Origin of the sequence: Propionicimonas sp. (assembly GCF_047606205.1) — a bacterium.
Lineage (GTDB): Bacteria > Actinomycetota > Actinomycetes > Propionibacteriales > Propionibacteriaceae > Propionicimonas.
The window spans coordinates 1-20,673 of sequence record NZ_JASGES010000066.1; the positions used below are offsets into that span (position 1 = coordinate 1).

Below are 20,673 nucleotides of genomic sequence, written 5' to 3' on the forward strand. Positions count from 1 at the left end.
CGTGCCCGCCTGGCAGCGGGTCACCCTGCCCGACGGCGCCCGCGCCGCCTCCCTCGCCGCCGACGGCGGCACCCTGCTCGTCGGCGGCACGATCGGGAGCGGAACCGGCGGCGGCGGCCAGACCTCCGACGATGACGCCCCCCGGCTGTTCGTGGTCCGGTCCGGGTCGGTGGCCGGCGACGTCGCGCTCTCCCCTGCCGACCCGAACGCCGCCGCCGCCAGCCTGGTCTCCCTCACCGTGTCGGACGGCCGCGTGTACGCGATCGGGAAGATGGTCGGCGGCGCCCATGCCAACCCCCGGCTCACGGTCTGGGACGGATCGGCGGCCGGCGGCCTGGCGAGCCACCCCCAGGAGTTCTTCACCTTCGGTGGGCACGACGCAGGCCCGCTGCTGGGCACCGCCGTCGTGAACGGCCGCCCGGTGATCTTCGGCAGCCGCACGTCCGCCTCGGGGACGATCGGCCTGCTCTGGACCCGCACCCACCAGACCTGGACGCAGCAGGACGCCGTGCCGGCGCTCACCTCGTCCGCCGACCGCGAACTGGGCTTCGGGGCGCTGGCGCAGCAGGGGGAGCGGCTGGTCGTCGCCGGCGACGAGGTGGGGCTGCTGGGCGGGCTGAACCAGCGTCCTGCGGTCTTCGTCGGCTCGGTCCGGGGCCCGTGGACGGAGGCGCTGCTGCCCGAGCCCGACGACCTCGCGGCGGTCTCCGGCCAGCTCTCCAGGGCGACATCGATCGCCTGCCCCGCGACCGGCACCACCTGCTGGGCCGCCGGCTGGGTGCGCGGCCACCCCGTCGCCTGGCCGGTGACGACCGGCGGCGCGACCACCAGCGGGGAGACGACCACCGGCTCCCCGATCACCCTGCCCGGCGACCCCGCCGCCGGCACCGATCCCGTGGCCGTCGCCACGATCGCGGCGGGGCGTCCACTGGTGTTCACCAACGCGGCGGCACCGACCCTGCAGCTGGGCTGCCCAGACGGGTGGCGCGACCTCGGCGCGCCACCCGCAGGGGTGTCCGCCGCGGCCGTGGTGGAGGCCGACCTCTACGCGATCGCGGGCGAGGACCTGTGGCGCGCCGACGCTCCCCGCTGCTGAGCGGTCGGGTGATCGAGCCACCTCATCGGCCCGAGGGTTCCCGGCGGAGGGCAGGCGGGGGCGGTTCCCCGAGGACGGCAACGTCCGAGGGCCATCGCCGGTGCTGAGGCCACGGCGTCCGGACGTCATACCCTCCTGCCGGCGGCACCCGCTGCGCCAGCGGCGGCAGTGTCACAGGCCCCGTCTAGCGTCATCGGCATGACCACCGACGTCCTCCAGCCGAGCTTCGAAGACCTCGGCCTGCCCCTGTCGCAGGTCACGTTCTGCGTGGTCGATCTGGAGACGACGGGCAGCGCCGCGGAGGACTCGATCACCGAGGTCGGTGCGGTGAAGGTGCGCGGCGGGCAGATGCTGGGCGAGTTCCAGACCCTGGTGAACCCGAACACCCACATCCCTGCGCTCGTCGCCGTGCTCACCGGCATCACCGAGTCGATGGTCGCCGGGGCCCCGAAGCTGGCCGAGGTGCTGCCGAGTTTCCTGGAGTTCTCCGCCGGCTGTGTCCTGGTCGCGCACAACGCCGGCTTCGACATCGGCTTCCTCACCCGCGCCTGCCAGGCCCACGGCTACCCGTGGCCCCAGCCGGTCGTGGTCGACACCGTCTCCCTCGCCCGGCAGGTGCTCCTGCGCGACGAGGTGCCCAACGTCAAGCTCTCCACACTCGCCGCCCACTTCCACACCTCGACGACCCCGAACCACCGGGCACTCGCCGACGCCAGGGCGACCGTCGACGTCCTGCACGGGCTGCTGGAGCGGGTCGGCAACCTCGGCTGCAGCACGCTCGAGGACCTGCAGGAGTTCACCCGCCGGGTCTCCCCGCAGCGGCGCGCGAAGCGGGGCATGGCCCAGGGCATTCCCCGTGCGCCCGGCGTCTATCAGTTCGTCGCCGACCTCGAAGGTGCCGACGGCCGCCCGCGCCGCCAGGTGCTCTACGTGGGGAAGAGCCACAACCTGCACCGCCGCGTCGCGAGCTACTTCACCGCGGCCGAGACCCGGCCGCGGATCGACGAGATGGTCCGGATCGCCACCTCCGTCGAGACGACCGTGTGCCGCACGCCGCTGGAGGCCGACGTGCTGGAACTGCGACTCATCGCCGCGCACTCACCGCGCTACAACCGGCGCTCGAAGTTCCCCGAACGGCAGCTGTGGCTGAAGCTCACCAGGGAGGCGTTCCCGAGACTGTCGATCGTGCGGACGGTCGCCCCCGACGACGCGCTCTACTTCGGGCCGTTCCGCCGGCGGGCCGCGGCAGAGGAGGCGATGCTCGTGCTGTACGACGCCTTCCCGATCCGCCAGTGCACGGCGCGGCTGTCGCCGCGGCGTCCCACCAGCGCCTGCGCCCTGGCCGGCATGGGACGCTGCTGCGCGCCCTGCGAGCTCGCCGTCACCCCGGACCAGTACGCGCTGCTGACCGAGCGCGTGCGCAGCTGCCTCACCCTGGACGTGGGACCCGTCGTGCGCGGCGTCGAGCCGAAGCTGCGCCGGCTCGTGCGGGCCCAGCGCTACGAGGATGCGGCCGTGCTCACCGAGCGGCTCGAGGGGTTCACCCGCGCGGCGCTGCGCCACCACCGGTTGGCGAGCCTCGCCGGCTGCCCCCAGATCGTCGCCGCCTGCCGCACCGAGGTCGGCTGGGAGATCCACGTGATCCGTCACGGCCGGCTCGTCGCTGCGGCGCTCGCCCGGCCGGGGGAGGTTCCCCAACAGGTGGCGCGGGACGCGGTCACCGTGGCCGAGTGGGTGCCCGCACCGCCCGGCCCTGCCCCGGCGGCGACCATCGAGGAGACCGAGCGGATCGCGGACTGGCTGGAGCGCCCCGGCGTCCGCCTGATCGAGGTCGACGGCGAGTGGAGCTGGCCGGTCCGGATCGGCCCGGTGGCGTCGGCGCGGATTAGGATCGGCGCATGATCACCGCGATTGTCTTCGTCAAGGCCGACGTGGCCCGCATCCCCGAGGTCGCCCAGCAGATCGCCGACCTCGACGGGGTCTCCGAGGTGTACTCGGTGACGGGAAAGGTCGACCTGATCGCGCTGGTTCGCGTCCGCACCATCGACCAGGTCGCCACGACGGTGGCCGACCAGGTCAACAAGGTGCCCGGGGTGGAGGGCACGGAGACGCACATCGCCTTCCGCGCCTACTCCACCCACGACCTCGAGGCCGCATTCTCGATCGGCGCCGAGTAGCCGGGCAGCGTCGCTGTCGGGAGAATCCGCCGCCGTCCCGGGGCTCCCTGAGGATCCGGAACCCCGCGGCGGCCGGCCCCCTCAGTCCTCGACGACCTCGACGGTCTCGATCACGACCGGGTCGGCGGGACGGTCCATCCGGCCGGTACGGACCTTCGCGATCTCGTCCACGACCGCACGGGACGCGTCGTCGGCGACCTCTCCGAAGATCGTGTGCTTGCGGTTCAGCCACGGGGTGGCGTCCACCGTGATGAAGAACTGGGAGCCGTTGGTGCCCGGTCCCGCGTTCGCCATGGCCAGCAGGTAGGGCTTGTTGAACACCAGGTCGGGGTGGATCTCGTCGCCGAAGGTGTACCCCGGACCGCCGGTACCGGTGCCCAGCGGGCAGCCGCCCTGGATCATGAACCCGTCGATCACCCGGTGGAAGGTGAGCCCGTCGTAGAAGTTGCCGGTCGTCGACTGCCCGGTCTGGGGGTCGGAGTACTCCTTCGTCCCGGTCGCGAGGCCGACGAAGTTCGCCACGGTCTTGGGCGCCTGGTCGGCGAACAGGTTGATCGCGATGTCGCCGTGGTTGGTGTGGAGCGTGGCCTTGGCCATCGAGTGGTCCTTTCTCAGACGTGTCGGACCCCCGCAGGCTATAGCCTCCGCTGAAGTCCACCCACGTCGGTGGATGAGCGTCGCCCCATCCTTACAGATGCCGTGTCTCGGCAGCCCGCTACCGGGTACGGTGGTTCCATTCGAGCATCCCGGGAGGCACAGTGAAGACGAAGAAGTTGCTCAACGCGGTCGAGGACGGGACGCAGACCGCCGTCGAGTACCTCGCCCCCTACGTCGAGCAGGCCCTGCGCGACGGCGGCGAGTTCGCCGATCAGACGTACTCGCGGGTCCGGCCCGTGCTGAAGGACGCCGGCATCCGCGGTGCCCGGCTGGCCTCGGAGACGTTCGAGAAGGTGCATCCTGCGCTCGACGACGCTCTGGACAAGGTGTCCCCCGCCGTGGACGCGACGCTCAACGTGGTCAAGCCGGCGGTGGAGGACGTGCTGCAGCGGATCCCCCCGAGCGTGGACTATGCGCGGGAGAAGGTCCAGGCGGACTACCTGCCGCACCTGGCCGCCGCCCTGCGCGAGCTCGCCACCCAGCCGCTGGCCAAGGAGTTGAAGGTCGCGGCCGCCTCGGCAGCGCTGGCGAAGGAACTCGACAAGGTGTCGAAGCCGAAGAAGTCCGGCTGGAAGACGTTCGGCAAGATCCTGCTGGCTGGAGCCGTGCTCGCCGGCGTGGTCGCCGCGCTGCGCAAGCTGTTCGCCGACCCGTCCACCGGGTGGGAGACGCACACCCCGAAGACGGCCTACGTGGCCGATCCTGTTGCCGATGTCGCGGACACGGCGAAGAAGAAGGCCGCCGCAGCGGGAGAGAAGGTCGCCGACGTCGTCGCCGATGCGAAGGACAAGGCCGCCGACGTGGCGAAGGATGTCACCGAGTCCGCCGAGGACGTCGCCGAGGACCTCGCCGACCGGGTGGAGGACGCGAAGGACACCATCGAGGACAAGCTCGACCAGTTGGCCGACGAGGCCGAGGGCGGCGATGCCGCCCCTTTAGCCGGTAGCCCCTACGGTGACGGCTCGTATGTCGGGGAGGAACCGCCGGAGGGGTTCACGATCAAGGGCAACGACCGCTCGATGAAGTACCACCTCCCGGGGAGCGCCGCCTACGAGCGCACCATCGCCGAGGTCTGGTTCGACAGCGAGGAGGCCGCCCAGGAGGCAGGTTTCGTCCGCGCGCAACGCTGATCCGTCGGCGGCTCCCCGGCCCGCGTCGGGGAACCGGCCTCGCCGCGGCGGCTGCGCAGAACGGAAGAAAAGGCTGAGAATCCGCGGGGCCCGCTCACACCGGCCCCGCGGATTCGACTTTCTCCCGATGTGGACAACCAGTACTGGGTGCAGGCCGCACCCTTCCGCGCCCTGGCCGGCCGCCTGATCGAACTCTCCGGCCTGCCCTGGCCGATTCTCGCCAGCTACGCCGGCGTGCAGCCGGCCGTCCTGCAGCACCTTCTCTACGGGCGGGACGGGCGGACGTCCGGGCGCATCCCCAGCGACTGCGCGCGCCGGCTGCTCGAACTCGACGAGTCCCAGCTCGTCCGGCTGGGCCGCGTGCACCGCGGTGTGGCCCGCTAGGCTGCGCACGTGCCGACCGCGCTGTTCGCCGGCCTGCTGGCCGTCGCGCTGGCGGGCGTGGTGTCACTGCTCGCCCCGGCCATCCTGCGTCGGCTTCCGGTTCCCGAGGACGCCGAGGACCTGCGACCGTTCATCGAGCTCGACTCCCCCCGTTTTCGTTGGGCGGTCTTCGCGACCGGCTCCGTCGCGGGAGTCGCCGCCCTCGCGTGCACCCCCGTGATCGCGTGGCCGGCCTGGGCGCCGTTCGCTGCCCTCGGTGCGCTCCTGGGGCTGATCGACCTGCGCACCACCTACCTGCCGCTCCGCCTCCACTACCTCACGCTCGCGCTGGTCGGTGCCGGCGTGGCCGTCACAGCCCTGCTCGAGGGCAGTTGGGCGCCGGCCCTGGGGGCGGCCGCCGGGGGCGCCGGCGCCGCTTCGCTGTTCTGGCTCGCCTGGCGGTTCAGTGGCGGCCGGATGGGGTTCGGGGACGTCCGGCTGGCCGGGCTGATCGGCGCCGTCGCCGGCGCCGGGGGGCTCACCCTGGTGATCTGGTCGTTCCTGCTCGGCACGACCGCGGGGGCGGTCTGGGGCCTGGCGACCCGTGTCCACCGAGGGAAGGACGGCGAGTTTCCCTACGGTCCCGCGCTAATGCTCGGGCCGATCCTCGCCCTGGTCGTCCAGCACCTGCTCGCCCGCTGAGCGGCCCACGCGCCGACTGCCCGGTCGCCGGGTTCATCCCCCGAACACCGCGGCGGACCCCGCCGTCCCACCTGTTCGGTTCGCTCCCGAAAGGCGGCTTTGCTCCCCGAATTCGGGGAGCAAAGCCGTGTTTCGGGAGCGTTTGTGGCCAGGTCTCCGGGAGAGCCGGGTCACCGGAGGGCGGGGCGGGCCGGGCTCAGGCCGACGCGGCGGCCCGAGTGGCGGCGATCCAGGTGTCGAGGACCGTGGCGGCCGCCCCGGAATCGATGGCGGCGTAGGCGCGCTGCAGCGGACCGGCCAGCTGGTCGGCGACCGACGCATTCAGGTCCGGCCCGGCGAAAGCCACCTGGGCCGCGGCCGCGTTGAGCGCGACGATGTCGCGGACGGCACCCGGCGCGCCGGCGAGCACGTCGCGGACCACCTGTGCGTTGTGGGCGGGATCACCACCCACCAGGTCCTCACGGCGGACCGGGGTCACGCCGAGCTCGGTCGGGTCGAGCCGGGACTGCACGACCTTGCCGTCGCGGATGAGCCACACGTCCGAGGTGGTCGTCGTGGTGAGCTCGTCCAGGCCGTCCCCACCGTGGAAGACCAGACCGCGCTGGCCCCGTCCGGCGATCACGCCCGCGACCAGCGGCGCCATCCGGGCGTCCGCCACGCCCACGGCCTGCGCCGCGGGCCGGGCCGGGTTGGCCATCGGACCCAGGAAGTTGAAGGTCGTCGGGACGCCCAGTTCCTTCCGGGCGGTCGCGGCGAACCGGAGCGAGGGGTGGTACATCGCGGCGAACAGGAACACGATCCCGGCCTGCGCCAGCACCCTCGGCTGCGCGGACGGTGGCACGTCGATGACGACCCCGAGCGCCTCCAGGCAGTCGGCCGTGCCGCACGCGCTGGAGGCGGCCCTGTTGCCGTGCTTCACGACCGGGACGCCGCAGGCCGCGGCAACGATCGCAGCCATCGTCGACACATTCACCGTGAAGGCCTGGTCGCCACCGGAGCCCACCACGTCGACGGCTTCGGACGGCAGCCGGATCGGCGTCGCGCGCTCAAGCATCGCGTTCGCCAGCCCGGTGAGCTCGTCGACCGTCTCTCCCTTGCTCCGCAGGGCGATCGCGAAACCCGCCACCTGCACAGGGGTGGCGTCGCCGGCGAGGATCTGGTCCATCGCCCAGCCCGCCGCCTGCGGGTCGAGGTCGTTGCCGCGGACCAGGTCCGACAGGACGCCGGCCCAGGTCAGGCTCACGCGGTGGCCTTCGCGGCGAGACGGGCTCGCAGCAGGTCGGCCGCCGCGGCGGGCAGCCGCACCGGGTCGACCGGGTAGGGCGTGATCGCGTCCGCCTTCGACCAGGTCGCCAGCCAGGCGTCGGCGACCCGGGCAACGAGCAGCAGCACCGGCGGGCAGTCCTCGATCTCGTTCTTCAGCTGGTAGCACAGGCCGATCCCTCCCGAAGGGGTCGCCTCGCCGTCCAGGATGACCAGGTCGATGCCACCGGCGTCCATCGCCTGCAGGGCCACCGGCTGGGTGGCGACCTCCAGCACGTCCAGTTCGGGCAGATCGGCGGCCAGCTTCCTGCCCAGGGTCAGGCGCACCTGCTCCCGGGTGGTCCGGTCGTCGGAGTAGAGCAACACCCGTGCCGTCGTCTTCATCTGCCTTCCTCATCCGGCGTCGCTGCCCCGCGTGCGCCTGTGCGCCATCGTAACGGTTCCGCGCCGGCGTCCCGCCCCGCCCGTGGCCGCGCGGGACGCCGGCGGCCACCGCTCCGCGCGGGCGTCGATCGTGGCCCCATACGACCTCCACCGGCCGCGGCGCAAATCACGACACCCGAATGTCACGCCCGGGTAGTGCCCATCGCGGCGGCTCTTCGACATAATGACGGAATGGCCCACACCACGCCGCTGAGTGCCTCGACCAGCCTTCCGCACGGTGCGCTGCACCCGGTGGCTCCCAGTCGGCTGCACGGCGTGCGCGGACGCCCCGACCCGCTGGCGGTCGGCGTCATCATCTGGCTCGCGAGCGAACTCATGTTCTTCGCCGCCCTCTTCGCCGCCTACTTCTCGCTGCGGGAGACCACCAACGCCGCCGCGGCCAAAGCCGGCACGACGCCGATGTGGGAGTGGGGCTCGAGTCACCTTCTGAACGACTGGTTCGGGATCAGCTTCCCGTGGTTCGCCACGATCAACACCACGATCCTGCTGCTCTCCTCCGTCACCTGCCAGCTCGGCGTGCACGCGGCCGAGCACGGCCAGGTCGGCCGGACCGGCTCGCTGCTGAAGGTCGGCGGGTGGGGCCTGCGGGAGTGGTACACGCTCACCTTCGTGATGGGCGCGATCTTCATCGGCGGCCAGGCCTTCGAGTACGCCAACCTCGTCGGCGAGGGCTTCGTCCCTTCGGTGAACGCCTACACGTCGGCGTTCTTCCTCGCCACCGGCTTCCACGGGCTGCACGTGATCGGCGGCCTGGTGGCATTTCTGCTGATGCTGGGCCGGACCTACCTTTCCCGGCGGTTCACCCACGAGCAGGCCGTCCACGCCATTGTTACCTCGTACTACTGGCACTTCGTCGACGCGATCTGGGTCGTGCTCTTCGGCGTCATCTACCTGTTGCGCTGAGCTCTAGGAGGAACCTCAATGCGATCCCCGGCCCCAGGAGAGCGGCCAGAGCGGTCCTCGTCGACGCGCAGGTCGCTGCGTCGGCACAAGGCCGCACGTCCCGTCCTGCTCCTGCTGAGCCTGGTCCTGGTCGGAGCGGTGTACGCCGCTCTGGCACCGGCGACCAATTCTGCGGCCGAGGGTGCGACGGACGCGCAACTCATCGCGAAGGGCAAGGACCTGTTCGCGGTCAACTGTGCGTCCTGCCACGGGCTCAACGGTGAAGGGCTCGCCCAGCAGGGGGCGCCCGCGCTGACCAACGTCGGCTCCGCGGCCGTCGACTTCCAGGTGCGCACCGGACGGATGCCCGCCGCGGACACCGGAGTGCAGGCCCCGCCGAAGGAGAACACCTTCACCGACGACGAGATCGCCGCGATGGCCGCCTACGTCGCCAGCCTCGGCACCGGCCCGGCCACGCCGGAGGAGGACCAGTACTCGCCGTCCGGGCTGACCGCGGAGGACGTCGCCAGGGGCGGCGAGCTGTTCCGGACCAACTGCTCGGCGTGCCACAACTTCAAGGGCGCCGGCGGTGCGCTGCCGAACGGCGTGGTCGCCCCGTCCCTGCAGGACGCGGACGCGAAGACGATCTGGGAGGCGATGCGGACCGGCCCCGGCCAGATGCCGGTGTTCGCGTCCGGGGCGATCCCCGACGAGGACGTCCAGAAGGTCGTCGCGTACGTCGAGCAGGTGAACCAGACCCCGTCCTCCGGCCTGACCCTCGGCGGGCTCGGCCCGGTGTCGGAGGGCTTCTGGGCGTGGGTGGCCGGGATCGGTTCGCTGGTGCTGTTCGCGGTCTGGATCGCAACCAGGGGGGCGCGCGCATGAGCCACACCGATCTCGAGAAGGCCCACGAGGACGCGGCAGCGCTCGAGCCGGCCGGCCCCGTGCCCGATCCGGGCATCGAGGAGCATCCCCCGCGGTTCACCGACACCGACGAGCAGGCCGCGAACCGCGCCTACCGCCAGATCGTCGGGCTGCTGGCCGCGGTCCCCGTCCTCGTGCTGGTCTTCCTGGTCGTGTACTTCGCCGTGCCGAAGGACGCCCAGCTCGTGCTGTTCGGCACCAACCTGAAGATGCAGACCACCCTGCTGGGCCTCAGCGCCGGGCTGGCCGCACTGCTGATCGGCGTGTCCGCCGTCCAGTGGGCGCGAGTGCTGATGAACGACGCCGAGATGGTCGAGGACCGGCACAGCGCCGGCTCCCCGCCGCAGGCCCGCGAACAGGCGGCGGCGATCTGGAACACCGGCGTCGAGGACTCCGGCGTCCGGCGGCGCAAGCTGCTCGGCACCGGCATCGCCGGCGCGCTCGGCCTGATGGTCATCCCCGCGGTGGTCAGCCTCGCCGACCTCGGCCCGTGGCCGACCGCCGACGTCCGCGCCCAGACCATCGAGAAGACGATCTGGGCCGAGGGCATCCACCTGGTCAACGACGTCAACAACCGCCGGCTCAAGGCCAGCGAGCTCGAGATCGGCCAGCTGGTCAACGCCGAGCCCGAGAACCTCCAGGATCTGGAGGGCGCCGCCTACCAGCAGGCCAAGGCCAAAGCGGCGATCATCGTGGTCCGGATGGACCCGAATGCGATCCGGATCCCCGATTCCCGCAGGGACTGGCAGGTCGACGGCATCCTCTGCTACTCCAAGATCTGCACCCACGTCGGCTGCCCGATCAGCCTGTGGGAGCAGCAGACCCACCACCTGCTGTGCCCCTGCCACCAGTCGACCTTCGACCTGGGCAACTCGGGCGTGGTCGTGTTCGGCCCGGCCGCCCGGTCGCTCCCGCAGCTGCCGATCACCACGGACGCGGAGGGCTACCTCGTCGCCCGCAGCGACTTCACCGTCCCGGTCGGGCCGAGCTTCTTCGAGCGCGACTCGTCCAAGGACTTCCAGGAGGGTGACCGCTGATGGCAAAGCCTGCAGAGCTGAACCCCACCTCGCCCGCGCTGGAGGTGCACACCCCGCCGACGAAGCAGGAGAGCAACAAGCTCGCCGGCCCCGCAGGATGGGTGGACGACCGCGTCGGCATCGCCAAGCTCGCCAGCAACCTGCGCAAGATCTTCCCCGACCACTGGTCGTTCCTGCTCGGCGAGATCGCACTCTACTCGTTCATCATCCTGCTGCTCACCGGCGTCTTCCTGACCATCTGGTTCAAGCCGTCGATGGCGGAGGTGGAGTACGCCGGCACCTACGAACTGATGCGCGGCATCCCGATGTCGGAGGCGTTCGCCTCCACCCTGCACATCAGCTTCGACGTCCGCGGCGGCCTGCTCGTCCGGCAGATCCACCACTGGGCGGCGATGCTCTTCGTCGCCGGCATGACCGCGCACATGCTGCGGGTGTTCTTCACCGGGGCGTTCCGCAAGCCGCGCGAACTGAACTGGCTGATCGGCATCGGACTGTTCTCGATGGCACTGATCGAGGGCTTCGCCGGCTACTCGCTGCCCGACGACCTGTTGTCGGGCACCGGCCTGAGGTTCGTGGACGGCGCGATCCGGTCGATCCCGCTGATCGGCACCTGGGCGGAGTTCTTCGTGTTCGGCGGCGAGTTCCCCGGCGACATCGTCATCCCGCGCCTGTACATGGTGCACATCCTGCTGGTGCCCGGGCTGCTGCTCGGGCTGATCAGCGCCCACATGGCGCTGCTGGTCTACCACAAGCACACCCAGTGGCCCGGGCCGGGACGCACCCAGCGCAACGTGCAGGGCTACCCGCTGTTCCCGATCTACGTGGCGAAGGCCGGCGGCTTCTTCTTCATCGTGTTCGGCGTGACGATCCTGATGGGTGCGTTCATGCAGATCAACCCGGTGTGGCTGTTCGGCCCGTACAACCCGTCCCAGGTCACCGCAGGCTCGCAGCCCGACTGGTACATGGGCTTCGTCGAGGGCGCGATCCGGATCATGCCGAACTGGGAGTGGCACGTCCTGGGCACCACCTGGTCCTGGAACGTGTTCATCCCGTTCATGGGCCTGATGGGCCTGCTCTTCACCGGGCTGGCTCTGTACCCGTTCATCGAGGCGTGGATCACCGGCGACCGCAGCGAGCACCACCTGCTGGACCGGCCGCGCAACGCGCCCGTCCGCACCGGCATCGGTGTGGCCGGCATGTCCTGCTACGCGATGTTCTGGCTGGCCGGTGGCAACGACATTCTCGCCACACAGTTCCATGTCTCGCTCAATGCCGTGACCTACTTCATGCGGGTAGCGGTGTTCGTCGTGCCGGTGCTGGCGTTCATCGTCACCAAGCGGGTCTGCCTGTCCCTGCAGCGGGCGGACGCCGAACGCGTCCTGCACGGCTCGGAGACCGGCGTGATCGTCCGCTCCCCCGACGGCGGCTTCAGCGAGGCCCACCGCCCGATCTCGCAGGCGGAGGCGTACACGCTCACCCGGCACCCGCAGCTTGCCCCCCTCACACCGAACGGCAGGAAGGTGGGCAGGCTGCGCCAGCGCCTGTCAGCCTGGTACTCGGCCGGCCAGGTCCCGAAGCCCACGGCGGCAGAGATCGACGCCGCCGCCGACCACGGCGCGATCGAGGGCGACGACCACGACGTGCCTGCGCTCGAGGGCGGCGAGACGGGGGAGACCACCTGAGCGCAGGCGTCGCTGCGATCCCGGACCCGTCCGCTCCGGTCCCGGGGGGCGTTGCGCGGGCCGCTACCCTTGTGCGGTGCGTTTCCTCACCGGCAAGCCCGAGTACGACCTGACCTACGACGACGTCTTCATGGCGCCGCGGCGCTCGTCCGTCACCTCGCGCCTCGACGTCGACCTGACCACCACGGACGCGCTCGCGCTGCCGCTGCCGCTGATCGTGGCCAACATGACCGCGATCGCCGGGCGCCGGATGGCCGAGACCGTCGCCCGCCGCGGCGGCATTGCGATCATCCCGCAGGACCTGCCGGTCGACATCGTCGCCGGCGCGATCGGCAAGGTGAAGGCCGCCCACACCGTCTTCGACACCGCGCTGACCGTCGGCCCGCACGCCACCGTCGGCGAGGCGCTGCAACTGCTCCCCAAGCGCGCGCACGGGCTCGTGGTCGTCGTCGACGCGGACGGGGCACCCCTCGGCACGGTCTCCGAGGCCGAGGCCGCCGGGATGGATCGCTTCGCGCAGGTGCACGAGGCGATGCTCACCGACCTCACGGTCGTCTCGCCCGCAGCCACCCCCACGGAAGTGTTCGACGAGCTGACCGGGCGCCGCCACAAGGCTGCCCTCGCCGTCGAGGACGGGCGACTGGTCGGCCTGATGACCGTCAAGGGCGCGCTGCGCGCGGCCCTCTACACCCCGGCGCTCGATCCGGACGGACGCCTCCGGATCGGCGCGGCCGTCGGCATCTCCGGCGACGTCGAGCGGCGCGCGGAGGCACTGCTGCAGGCGGGCGCGGACGTGCTCGTGATGGACACCGCCCACGGCCACCAGGAGCGGATGATCTCCGCCGTGGAGCGCTGCCGCGCGGTCGTGGCGGCGTCCGGGCTCGCCGTCCCGATCGTCGCGGGCAACGTGGTGACCGCGGACGGCACGGCCGACCTCATCGAGGCCGGCGCCGATGTGGTGAAGGTGGGCGTGGGCCCCGGCGCGATGTGCACCACGCGCATGCAGACCGGGGTCGGCCGACCGCAGTTCTCCGCCGTGCTGGAGTGCGCGCAGGAGGCGGCCGAGTCCGGACGGAGCATCTGGGCGGACGGCGGCGTCCGGCACCCGCGCGACGTGGCGCTCGCCCTGGCCGCCGGCGCGGGCGCGGTGATGATCGGGTCATGGTTCGCCGGGACGCACGAGTCCCCCGGCGAACTGCTGTACGCGTCCGACGGCCGCCCGTACAAGGAGTCGTTCGGCATGGCCTCCGCGCGCGCGGTCCGTGCCCGCACCCGCACCCAGTCGGCATTCGACAGGGCCCGCGCGGGCCTGTTCGAGGAGGGCATCTCCTCCTCCCGGATGTACCTCGACCCCGAGCGCCCCGGCGTGGAGGATCTGCTCGACTTCATCACCTCCGGCGTCCGCAGTTCGTGCACGTACGCCGGCGCCCGCAACCTGACCGAGTTCGCGAGCCAGGCGATCGTGGGCGTGCAGTCCGCGTCCGGCTACAACGAGGGGCGCCCTCTCCACTCCAGCTGGTGAGTGTTCAGCAGGTCACGGTGATGTAGAAGTAGAAGCTGTACGGCACCTCCTGGTGCGTGGTCGAGTTGAGGTACCAGGTGAACACCGTCGCGGTGTTCCCGCTGAACGCATAGGCCGTCGCGTACACACCCGGCCCCGCGTTGTAGGTACTGGCGATGGGCGTGCAGTAGGTGATCGGGCGGTCGAACGTCACGGTGTACACGCCGGCGCCGGTGTTCTGGGCGGAGACGATGCCGGGCGACCCGGCATAGATGCTGCCGTTGGGTGCGACCATGCCCGCCAGCTTCGGCAGGTAGTAGCCCGAGACGCTGAGCACGAGATTCGTGCTCGCGGTGAAGTTCTTCACCGTCAGGCCGGGGTTCGTGCCGGCCTGCACCGCGACCACCCCACTGCCCGACATCGTGAACGAGCCGTAATTGAGGAAGGTGGCCTGTGGTTCGGCCGCTCCGGCGGCCCAGATCTTCAGCGAACCCTTCTTCGACGGGCTCTGCGCGACGGCGGTCAGCGCCACCGCCCGCGCGGTGGTGGGGACCCCGCACCCCCCGGCGACCCCGCCCTGGTCGCTGCCGCCGGCCACCGCGTAGCTGCGCGAGGTCTTGTTCTTGAGCTTCTTGGCGTTGGCGCTGTTGCCGTGCCGGGTGTCCACGATCACGCACGGCGCGATCGGCACGAAGTCGGTCCCCGGGGACGAGGCGGCGATCGCCGCAGCCTGGATCTTCCGCGCGTCCTGCGCGGGGACCGGCGGCGACGCGACCGGAGTCGGGTCCGTGGCCGCGGCGTCGCCTGCACCGGCGACGAGGACGACCAGCGCCGCCAGCGCCGTACCGACCGTGAACGTGATGGATCGCCTGCTCATGACGCCGTCCCCTCGCTGGCACCGGCACGTCGCCCGCCGGCCGGGCGAGCACACCGGAACACCTCATCCCCGAGGCAACTCCTCGGCCGGGGCGCGGTCAAGGCGCAAAAGCGTCACCTTGCACTTTGCCCGCTGCCGGGTGACGCGATCCGGGTGCGGGTCAACGGGTCAGGCCCACCGGGCAGGAGGAGTGGGCGAGGACGCCGCGGGCGAGCCCGCTGAGTCGATCCGGCTGCACCCCCAGGATCAGCAGGTCCACCTCCCGGCTGCGCGCGACCAACTCGTCGATCGGGGCACCGGCGGCGAGGTCGGACTCGATCACGAGATCGGGGTGCTCGCCGCGCAGGGCTCCCAGCCGCTCGTCCAGCGCCCTGGTGCCTGCTGCGTAGGTCGACGGCCCCACTCCCGGATCGCCCGGCACCACGTGCACCACGCGGAGCCGGGCCTTGCGCACCGCGGCCTCCCGCACCCCCCAGTCGAGTGCATCCGAGTGCGCCAGCAGGGAGCCGATCGCCACGGCGACGACGCCGTGACCGCCGGTCCGCTCGGGGGTGGAGGACGCGGAGATCACGACCACCGGGCACCGGGCACGACCGGCGACGGCCACGCTGGTCGAGCCGACGAACATCCGCTCCAGGCCCGACATGGACCGCCGGCCCATCACCAGCATCCCTGCCTGCTCGCTGAGTTCGGCGAGCACATGTGCGGGATGTCCGGGTACCACCTGGGTGGTGACGCGCTCCGCGGGGAATCCCTCCGTCCTCGCGACCTCGAGCGCGTCGTTGACGAATGACTCGCCGACCTGACGGATCTCGTCGATCGGTACGACGATGTCCCACAGGCCACCTACCAGGGCGGACGCATCCGCGACGTTCACGATCCACAGGTCGGAGTCAGTGGCGAGCGCCTCGCGGAGGGCGTACCGGACGGCTCGAAGGCCGTCGTCCGATCCGTCCACGCCGACGAGGACCCGGCGCCTGGCTCCTTCGACAGGCTCACCGTTACTCATACTTCGACCATGCTCCGTCGCGTCCGCGACGTCAACACCCCCCGGCGGTATCGGCCGGCGCCGGGTCCGTGCTGCCGGCCAGCGAGGAGGGGCGACGGAAGGTGCGCAGGGTGATCACCAGGGTGGCGCCGTCGAGGTGGAGGCCGAGGTCGGCCCGGGACGCCGGCTTCTCCCACCCGCAGTCGGCGCGGAGCACCCAGCCGTCGGCGAGGGCGGCCGCGCGGGCCTGGGCGAGCGCGGACCGCGCGTCATCGGCGGACCCGCACGCCAGCCGGCGGCGCAGGACGGTGAAGCAGGTGCCTCCGGTGACCAGGAGCGGCACCGGGGCGTGCTCCTCAACCGCTGCGCAGCCGGCGTCGGGAAACCAGTGGGCCAGCGGTTCGGCGTCGAGAACGGCACGTTGCCGGTGGGCCCGCGGCGTCCCCGCGGCCCGGTTCAGCCCCACCAGGGTCACCATCGTGGCGGCGGCCGCGCCGAACCACGCCCACGAGCGTTGCGGAACTCCCACGACGGCCTCCTCGTTGTGAAGGAGCCTTGAGCCTAGGGAGCGCGAGCGCCGGCCCACAGACCCCGACCGGGTGACCGGTCCCGGGAAGCGGACCGCGGACGCGGCGCCAGGGCCGGCGTCCCCGATCAGTGCTGGTACTCGTTGCGGTAGTACTGGTAGCACCAGCCGGTGGCGGACCAGATGCCGAGGCCGACGCCGAGCAGCGTGAGCCACCAACCGAACACCGGGCCCAGCGCCATGACCAGCACGGTGAGGGCCGTCCAGAACGGCCAGATGCTCCTCGAGGGGAAGAAGCCGACATCGCCGGCACCCTCGACGATCTCGGCGTCCTTGCGGTCCTCGGGGCGCGGGTCGATCTTCCGGGACTGGATCGAGAAGAAGGTGGAGATCATTCCGAAGAAGGCCAGGGTGAGGATCAGCGCGACCGTCCCGATGATCTCGTGGCTGACAAACCAGTACACCGGGGCGACGATCACGAAGAACACCGTGATCAGCGTGAAGATCAGCCGTTCGGCCTTCATCGGGTCACCTCGGGAGTGGTCGCGTCCTGGATCGCTGCCTGAACCGGGGTGTCGGTCTCCACGTCCGGATGGGAGAGGTCGTAGGCCGGCGAGATCGAACGGATCCTGGGCACCTTGTCGAAGTTGAACCGCGGCGGCGGGCAGGATGTCGCCCACTCGAGCGTCCTGCCCCAGCCCCACGGGTCATTGGTGTTGACCAACGGCGCCTTGCGGGTGATCCACACGTTCCACAGGAAGGGCAGCATCGAGACCCCGAGCAGGAACGCGCCGACCGTGGACACCTGGTTGAGGAAGGTGAACCCCTCCCCCGGCAGGTAGTCGGCGATGCGGCGCTGCATGCCCTCCACCCCCAGCCAGTGCTGGACCAGGAAGGTGGTGTGGAAGCCGATGAACAGCAGCCAGAAGTGCAGCTTGCCGAGGCGTTCGTTGAGCATCCGCCCGGTCAGCTTCGGCCACCAGTAGTAGAAGCCGCCGAACATCGCGAACACCACTGTTCCGAACAGGACGTAGTGGAAGTGCGCGACCACGAAGTAGGTGTCGGAGACCGGGAAGTCGAGCGGCGGCGACGCGAGGATGATGCCGGTCAGGCCGCCGAACAGGAAGGTCGTGAGGAAGCCGATCGCCCAGATCAACGGGGTGTCGAAACTCAGGGCTCCGCCCCACATCGTGCCGATCCAGTTGAAGTACTTCACCCCGGTGGGCACGGCGATCATGAACGTCATGAAGGAGAAGAACGGCAGGTTGACCGCGCCGGTCACGAACATGTGGTGCGCCCACACCGAGATCGACAGTGCGCCGATCGCCAGGGTGGCCGCGACCAGGCCGATGTAACCGAAGACCGGCTTGCGGCTGAACACCGGCAGGATCTCGGTGATGATGCCGAAAAACGGCAGCGCGATGATGTACACCTCGGGATGCCCGAAGAACCAGAACAGGTGCTGCCACAGGATCGCCCCGTCCGTGGCCGGGTCGAGGATGTGCGTCCCCAGCCGCCGGTCGGCCTCCAGCACGAGCAGGCCCGCGGCGAGGACGGGGAAGCAGACCAGGATCATCACCGAGGTGACCAGGATGTTCCAGGTGAAGATGGGCATCCGGAACATCGTCATGCCGGGCGCCCGCAGCGTGATGATCGTGACGATGAAGTTCACCGCGCCGAGGATCGTCGACAGGCCCATCACGTACAGGCCCATGATCCACAGGTCGCCGCCGACGCCGGGAGAGTTGATCGCGTCCGACAGGGGGACGTAGGCGAACCAGCCGAAGGCTGCCGCGCCGCCCGGGGTCAGGAACCCCGCGCAGGCCGTCAGCGACCCGAACAGGTACAGCCAGTAGCTGAAGGCGTTCAGCCGGGGGAAGGCCACGTCCGGCGCACCGATCTGCAGCGGCATGATCGCGTTGGCGAACGCCACGAACATCGGCGTCGCGAACATCAGCAGCATCAGCGTGCCGTGCATGGTGAAGAACTGGTTGAACGTCTCGTAGTTCATGAACTGCAGGCCCGGGTAGGCCAGCTCTGCGCGGATCGCCAGCGCCAGCAGGCCGGCGAAGCCGAAGTAGAACAGCGAGGTGACGATGTACATGTTGCCGATCACCTTGTGATCGGTGGTCGTGAGCAGCTTCATCACCAGGGCGCCCCAGCGCTTGCGCTCCACGAGCGGCTGGACGTCCGCCTCTTCCAGCCCGACACGGTCGACGGTGGCGGTCACTTCTTCTCCCCCTCCGTGGTCACCGGCACGCTCGGCACGGTGTTCGGGTACGCCGGAGCCGTGATCTCACCGGTCTGGCCCGCGGCCTTCAGCGAGTTCAGGTAGGTCAGGTAGTCCTCCGCGCTGACGACGTGGACGGTGAAGAGCATGGCGGCGTGGTACGTCCCACAGAGCTCGGCGCACTTGCCGGAGTAGACGCCGATCCGGTCCGGGGTGAGGTCGAAGGAGTTGGTACGACCGGGGATCACGTCCAGCTTGAAGTAGAACGCCGGGACGTAGAACGAGTGGATCACGTCGGCGGAGATGAGGTTGAACCGCACCGCCTCGTTCACCGGCAGGTACAGGTCGGGGATCTTGTCGATCGTTCCCGCCTCGTGCACCACCGTTCCGACGGACGGGTTGTCGGCCTCCATGTAGTTGAACGTCCACGACCACTTCTGGCCGATCACGTTCACCGTGTGGATCGACTGCTGCGGCGAGGCCTTCGCGAGCACGCCGTTCTGGGTCTGGACGGTGTAGAAGAACAGCACCCCGATGATCAGGAACGGCACCAGCGTGTACAGCAGCTCCATCGGCAGGTTGTACTGGCGCTGCTTGGGGTGGTCGTCGTCGCTGCGCTTGCGGAACCGGACCATCACCCAGAAGATCAGGCCCCAGACGAAGACGCCCACCACGAGCGCCGCGACCCACGCGCCCGTCCAGAGGTTCCCGATCAGCGCCGAGCGGTCACTCGCCCCGTTCGGCAGACCGAAGCGGCCCCACTGGGACGCGGTGTCGGCACTGCAGCCGGCGAGTGCGAGCGCACCGACTGCGGCCGTCGCGGCCAGCAGCAACTTCTTCGGGCGAAGCTGTCGACCCACGAGGCGCCCTTCCGGTTAGTTTCCCTACGCTTGTTGGCTCAAGACCCTAGCCGTCGGCCCTGCTCAGTGGAAGGAGTCACCACACGCGCAGGAGCCCGTGGCGTTCGGGTTGTCGATGGTGAACCCCTGCTGCTCGATGGTGTCGACGAAGTCGATCGTCGCGCCCATCAGGTAGGGGTAGCTCATCCGGTCGGTGACCACGGACACGCCGTACCAGTCCTTCGCCACGTCGCCGTCGAGTTCGCGGTCGTCGAGCTGGAGCTGGTAGCGCAGGCCGGAGCAGCCGCCGGGGGCCACCGAGATCCGGAGGGCGAGGGTGTCGACGTCCTCATTGGCGATCAGGTCCTTGACCTTGCTCGCGGCCACCTGGGTGAGGACGATGCCGTCAGTCGTTGCGGGTGCGTCAACCGTCATATCTGCCTGAGTTCCTTCCGGGCTGGACTGGTCTCTGGTGCAACCAGACCCTTCGAGCCGGTATTCCGCCGGATCGCGCACGAGTCTATGCGAGCCCACCCCCACCGACGTACCAGCCCGCCGCGATGCGGGCCGCCACGGCGGTCAGCCCATCGGCCGTGACCGGACCGGCGGGGAGCAGGTGAGCGGCCTCGATCCCCAGCGTCCGCAGCTCCCTGCGGGCCAGCCCCGCCCCCGAGGTGACCAGCAGGCAGGGGCGCTGCGCCGCCTCGGCCCACGCCGCGACAGCCGTCACGACCGGGCCGCCCCGGTCGAGCGCGGACAGCTCGGTGCAGGCGGTGACAACGAGATCCGCGGCGCGGAGGGTCCGATCCAGGCCGGCCGCCTGGTGGCAGAACTGCGTACCCGACACGAGCCGGCCGCCCAGCGAGAGTACCGCGAGCCCGGTGCCCCCGGCGGCCCCCCCGCCGGGGGCGACGTCCAGGCCCTCGCCCGACTCGCGGGCCCTGGCGGCCAGGACGGCGTCGGCCGCCAGCAGCTCGGAGATGTCCACCCGCGCGGCGAACGCCCGCCGGGCGAGGCCGCCACCGATCCCGGTGGCAGGCAGTTCCCGCTCATCGGGGGGCACGACCCCGCTGAGACGGCGGCCGGCCAGCGCCCCGCCAGCCATCGCGAGCAGCCCCGCTCCCGAGTCGTGGGCGGTGACGCCGGTCAGGTCGAGCACGACCTCGGCGTCCTCGGGACGCAGGCTCCCGACCACCCACGCGCCGATATCGGCGGTGGACGCCTCCGGCGCCCAGCCGGGGCGCTCGGCCTCGCGCAGGCCCAGCAGCACGCGCCCCGCGCCCCTGACCAGCCACCGGTCGGCGGCCAACTCCGCCGCTGCGCCCCACAGGGCCCCGACGGCGACGGCAAGGTCC

Annotated in this window: 22 protein-coding genes; 11 read left to right on the forward strand and 11 right to left on the reverse strand. The window is 70.9% G+C overall.

The genetic code is table 11. From position 1 onward, the window contains the following. From QM633_RS04285 to QM633_RS04295, 3 genes are all read left to right on the forward strand, one after another. Window positions 1–1,096 (forward strand): hypothetical protein (locus QM633_RS04285; RefSeq protein ID WP_415152491.1); only part of this gene is annotated, 1,096 nt, incomplete at its 5' end. A gap of 198 nt (window positions 1,097–1,294) precedes the next feature. After that, on the forward strand, window positions 1,295–2,998 hold the full coding sequence (locus QM633_RS04290; protein WP_415152492.1) for a DEDD exonuclease domain-containing protein: 1,704 nt from the start codon (window positions 1,295–1,297) through the stop codon (window positions 2,996–2,998). Next, on the forward strand, window positions 2,995–3,273 hold the full coding sequence (locus QM633_RS04295) for an Lrp/AsnC family transcriptional regulator (protein WP_415152493.1): 279 nt from the start codon (window positions 2,995–2,997) through the stop codon (window positions 3,271–3,273). Before QM633_RS04290 ends, QM633_RS04295 begins: the two co-directional genes overlap by 4 nt. An 81-nt stretch (window positions 3,274–3,354) precedes the next feature. Here QM633_RS04295 and QM633_RS04300 read toward each other — a convergent pair whose 3' ends face one another. Further along, window positions 3,355–3,870 (reverse strand): peptidylprolyl isomerase, encoded by a 516-nt coding sequence (locus QM633_RS04300; protein ID WP_415152494.1) that lies wholly within the window; start codon window positions 3,868–3,870, stop codon window positions 3,355–3,357. Between the two features lie 161 nt (window positions 3,871–4,031). Between QM633_RS04300 and QM633_RS04305 the strand changes: the two genes are divergently transcribed. From QM633_RS04305 to QM633_RS04315, 3 genes are all read left to right on the forward strand, one after another. Next, window positions 4,032–5,060, forward strand: coding sequence for a hypothetical protein (locus QM633_RS04305; RefSeq protein WP_415152512.1), 1,029 nt, complete (start codon window positions 4,032–4,034; stop codon window positions 5,058–5,060). A gap of 129 nt (window positions 5,061–5,189) precedes the next feature. Beyond that, entirely contained in the window at window positions 5,190–5,444 is a 255-nt protein-coding gene (locus tag QM633_RS04310; RefSeq protein WP_415152495.1) for a hypothetical protein, read from the forward strand. Between the two features lie 9 nt (window positions 5,445–5,453). Then, complete coding sequence (locus tag QM633_RS04315) at window positions 5,454–6,125, forward strand: prepilin peptidase (RefSeq protein ID WP_415152496.1); 672 nt, start codon at window positions 5,454–5,456, stop codon at window positions 6,123–6,125. 196 nt (window positions 6,126–6,321) lie between these two features. Here the strand turns inward: QM633_RS04315 and trpD are convergent, their stop codons facing one another. Together trpD and QM633_RS04325 are read right to left on the reverse strand one after the other, a co-directional pair. Beyond that, the gene (trpD, locus tag QM633_RS04320; RefSeq protein ID WP_415152497.1) at window positions 6,322–7,368 is read right to left on the reverse strand and encodes an anthranilate phosphoribosyltransferase; all 1,047 of its coding nucleotides are present in this window, start codon (window positions 7,366–7,368) and stop codon (window positions 6,322–6,324) included. Continuing rightward, the gene (locus QM633_RS04325; RefSeq protein WP_415152498.1) at window positions 7,365–7,772 is read right to left on the reverse strand and encodes a response regulator; all 408 of its coding nucleotides are present in this window, start codon (window positions 7,770–7,772) and stop codon (window positions 7,365–7,367) included. Before QM633_RS04325 ends, trpD begins: the two co-directional genes overlap by 4 nt. Window positions 7,773–8,003: 231 nt before the next feature. Between QM633_RS04325 and QM633_RS04330 the strand changes: the two genes are divergently transcribed. The 5 genes from QM633_RS04330 (at window position 8,004) to QM633_RS04350 (ending at window position 13,879) form a co-directional block, all read left to right on the forward strand. Further along, window positions 8,004–8,735, forward strand: coding sequence for a cytochrome c oxidase subunit 3 (locus QM633_RS04330; protein WP_415152499.1), 732 nt, complete (start codon window positions 8,004–8,006; stop codon window positions 8,733–8,735). Between the two features lie 18 nt (window positions 8,736–8,753). Beyond that, window positions 8,754–9,599, forward strand: a complete 846-nt coding sequence (locus QM633_RS04335) for a c-type cytochrome (protein ID WP_415152500.1) — start codon at window positions 8,754–8,756, stop codon at window positions 9,597–9,599. Further along, a complete protein-coding gene (locus tag QM633_RS04340; protein WP_415152501.1) occupies window positions 9,596–10,675 on the forward strand; it encodes a Rieske 2Fe-2S domain-containing protein in 1,080 nt (359 codons plus the stop codon). The genes QM633_RS04335 and QM633_RS04340 overlap by 4 nt, the downstream gene beginning before the upstream one ends. Next, entirely contained in the window at window positions 10,675–12,357 is a 1,683-nt protein-coding gene (locus QM633_RS04345) for a cytochrome b (protein ID WP_415152502.1), read from the forward strand. The genes QM633_RS04340 and QM633_RS04345 overlap by 1 nt, the downstream gene beginning before the upstream one ends. Before the next feature lie 76 nt (window positions 12,358–12,433). Continuing rightward, on the forward strand, window positions 12,434–13,879 hold the full coding sequence (locus QM633_RS04350; protein ID WP_415152503.1) for a GuaB1 family IMP dehydrogenase-related protein: 1,446 nt from the start codon (window positions 12,434–12,436) through the stop codon (window positions 13,877–13,879). 4 nt (window positions 13,880–13,883) lie between these two features. Here QM633_RS04350 and QM633_RS04355 read toward each other — a convergent pair whose 3' ends face one another. The 8 genes from QM633_RS04355 to QM633_RS04390 all read right to left on the reverse strand — a co-directional run. Further along, window positions 13,884–14,735 (reverse strand): hypothetical protein, encoded by an 852-nt coding sequence (locus tag QM633_RS04355; RefSeq protein WP_415152504.1) that lies wholly within the window; start codon window positions 14,733–14,735, stop codon window positions 13,884–13,886. Window positions 14,736–14,895: 160 nt separating this feature from the next. Further along, window positions 14,896–15,744 (reverse strand): universal stress protein, encoded by an 849-nt coding sequence (locus QM633_RS04360; protein WP_415152505.1) that lies wholly within the window; start codon window positions 15,742–15,744, stop codon window positions 14,896–14,898. Window positions 15,745–15,775: 31 nt separating this feature from the next. Continuing rightward, the gene (locus QM633_RS04365) at window positions 15,776–16,252 is read right to left on the reverse strand and encodes a hypothetical protein (RefSeq protein ID WP_415152506.1); all 477 of its coding nucleotides are present in this window, start codon (window positions 16,250–16,252) and stop codon (window positions 15,776–15,778) included. 125 nt (window positions 16,253–16,377) lie between these two features. Further along, window positions 16,378–16,773 carry a cytochrome c oxidase subunit 4 gene (locus tag QM633_RS04370; protein WP_415152507.1) on the reverse strand — a complete coding sequence of 132 codons (396 nt, stop codon included), beginning with the start codon at window positions 16,771–16,773 and terminating at the stop codon, window positions 16,378–16,380. Then, a complete protein-coding gene (gene ctaD, locus QM633_RS04375; RefSeq protein WP_415152511.1) occupies window positions 16,770–18,395 on the reverse strand; it encodes a cytochrome c oxidase subunit I in 1,626 nt (541 codons plus the stop codon). Before ctaD ends, QM633_RS04370 begins: the two co-directional genes overlap by 4 nt. 80 nt (window positions 18,396–18,475) lie before the next feature. Next, window positions 18,476–19,339: a cytochrome c oxidase subunit II gene (gene coxB / locus QM633_RS04380; RefSeq protein WP_415152508.1), complete on the reverse strand. Its 864-nt coding sequence runs from the start codon at window positions 19,337–19,339 to the stop codon at window positions 18,476–18,478. A 63-nt stretch (window positions 19,340–19,402) separates the two neighbouring features. Beyond that, the gene (locus tag QM633_RS04385) at window positions 19,403–19,753 is read right to left on the reverse strand and encodes a HesB/IscA family protein (protein WP_415152509.1); all 351 of its coding nucleotides are present in this window, start codon (window positions 19,751–19,753) and stop codon (window positions 19,403–19,405) included. Between the two features lie 85 nt (window positions 19,754–19,838). Beyond that, a partial coding sequence (locus QM633_RS04390; RefSeq protein ID WP_415152510.1) for a glycerate kinase occupies window positions 19,839–20,673 on the reverse strand: 835 nt, incomplete at its 5' end.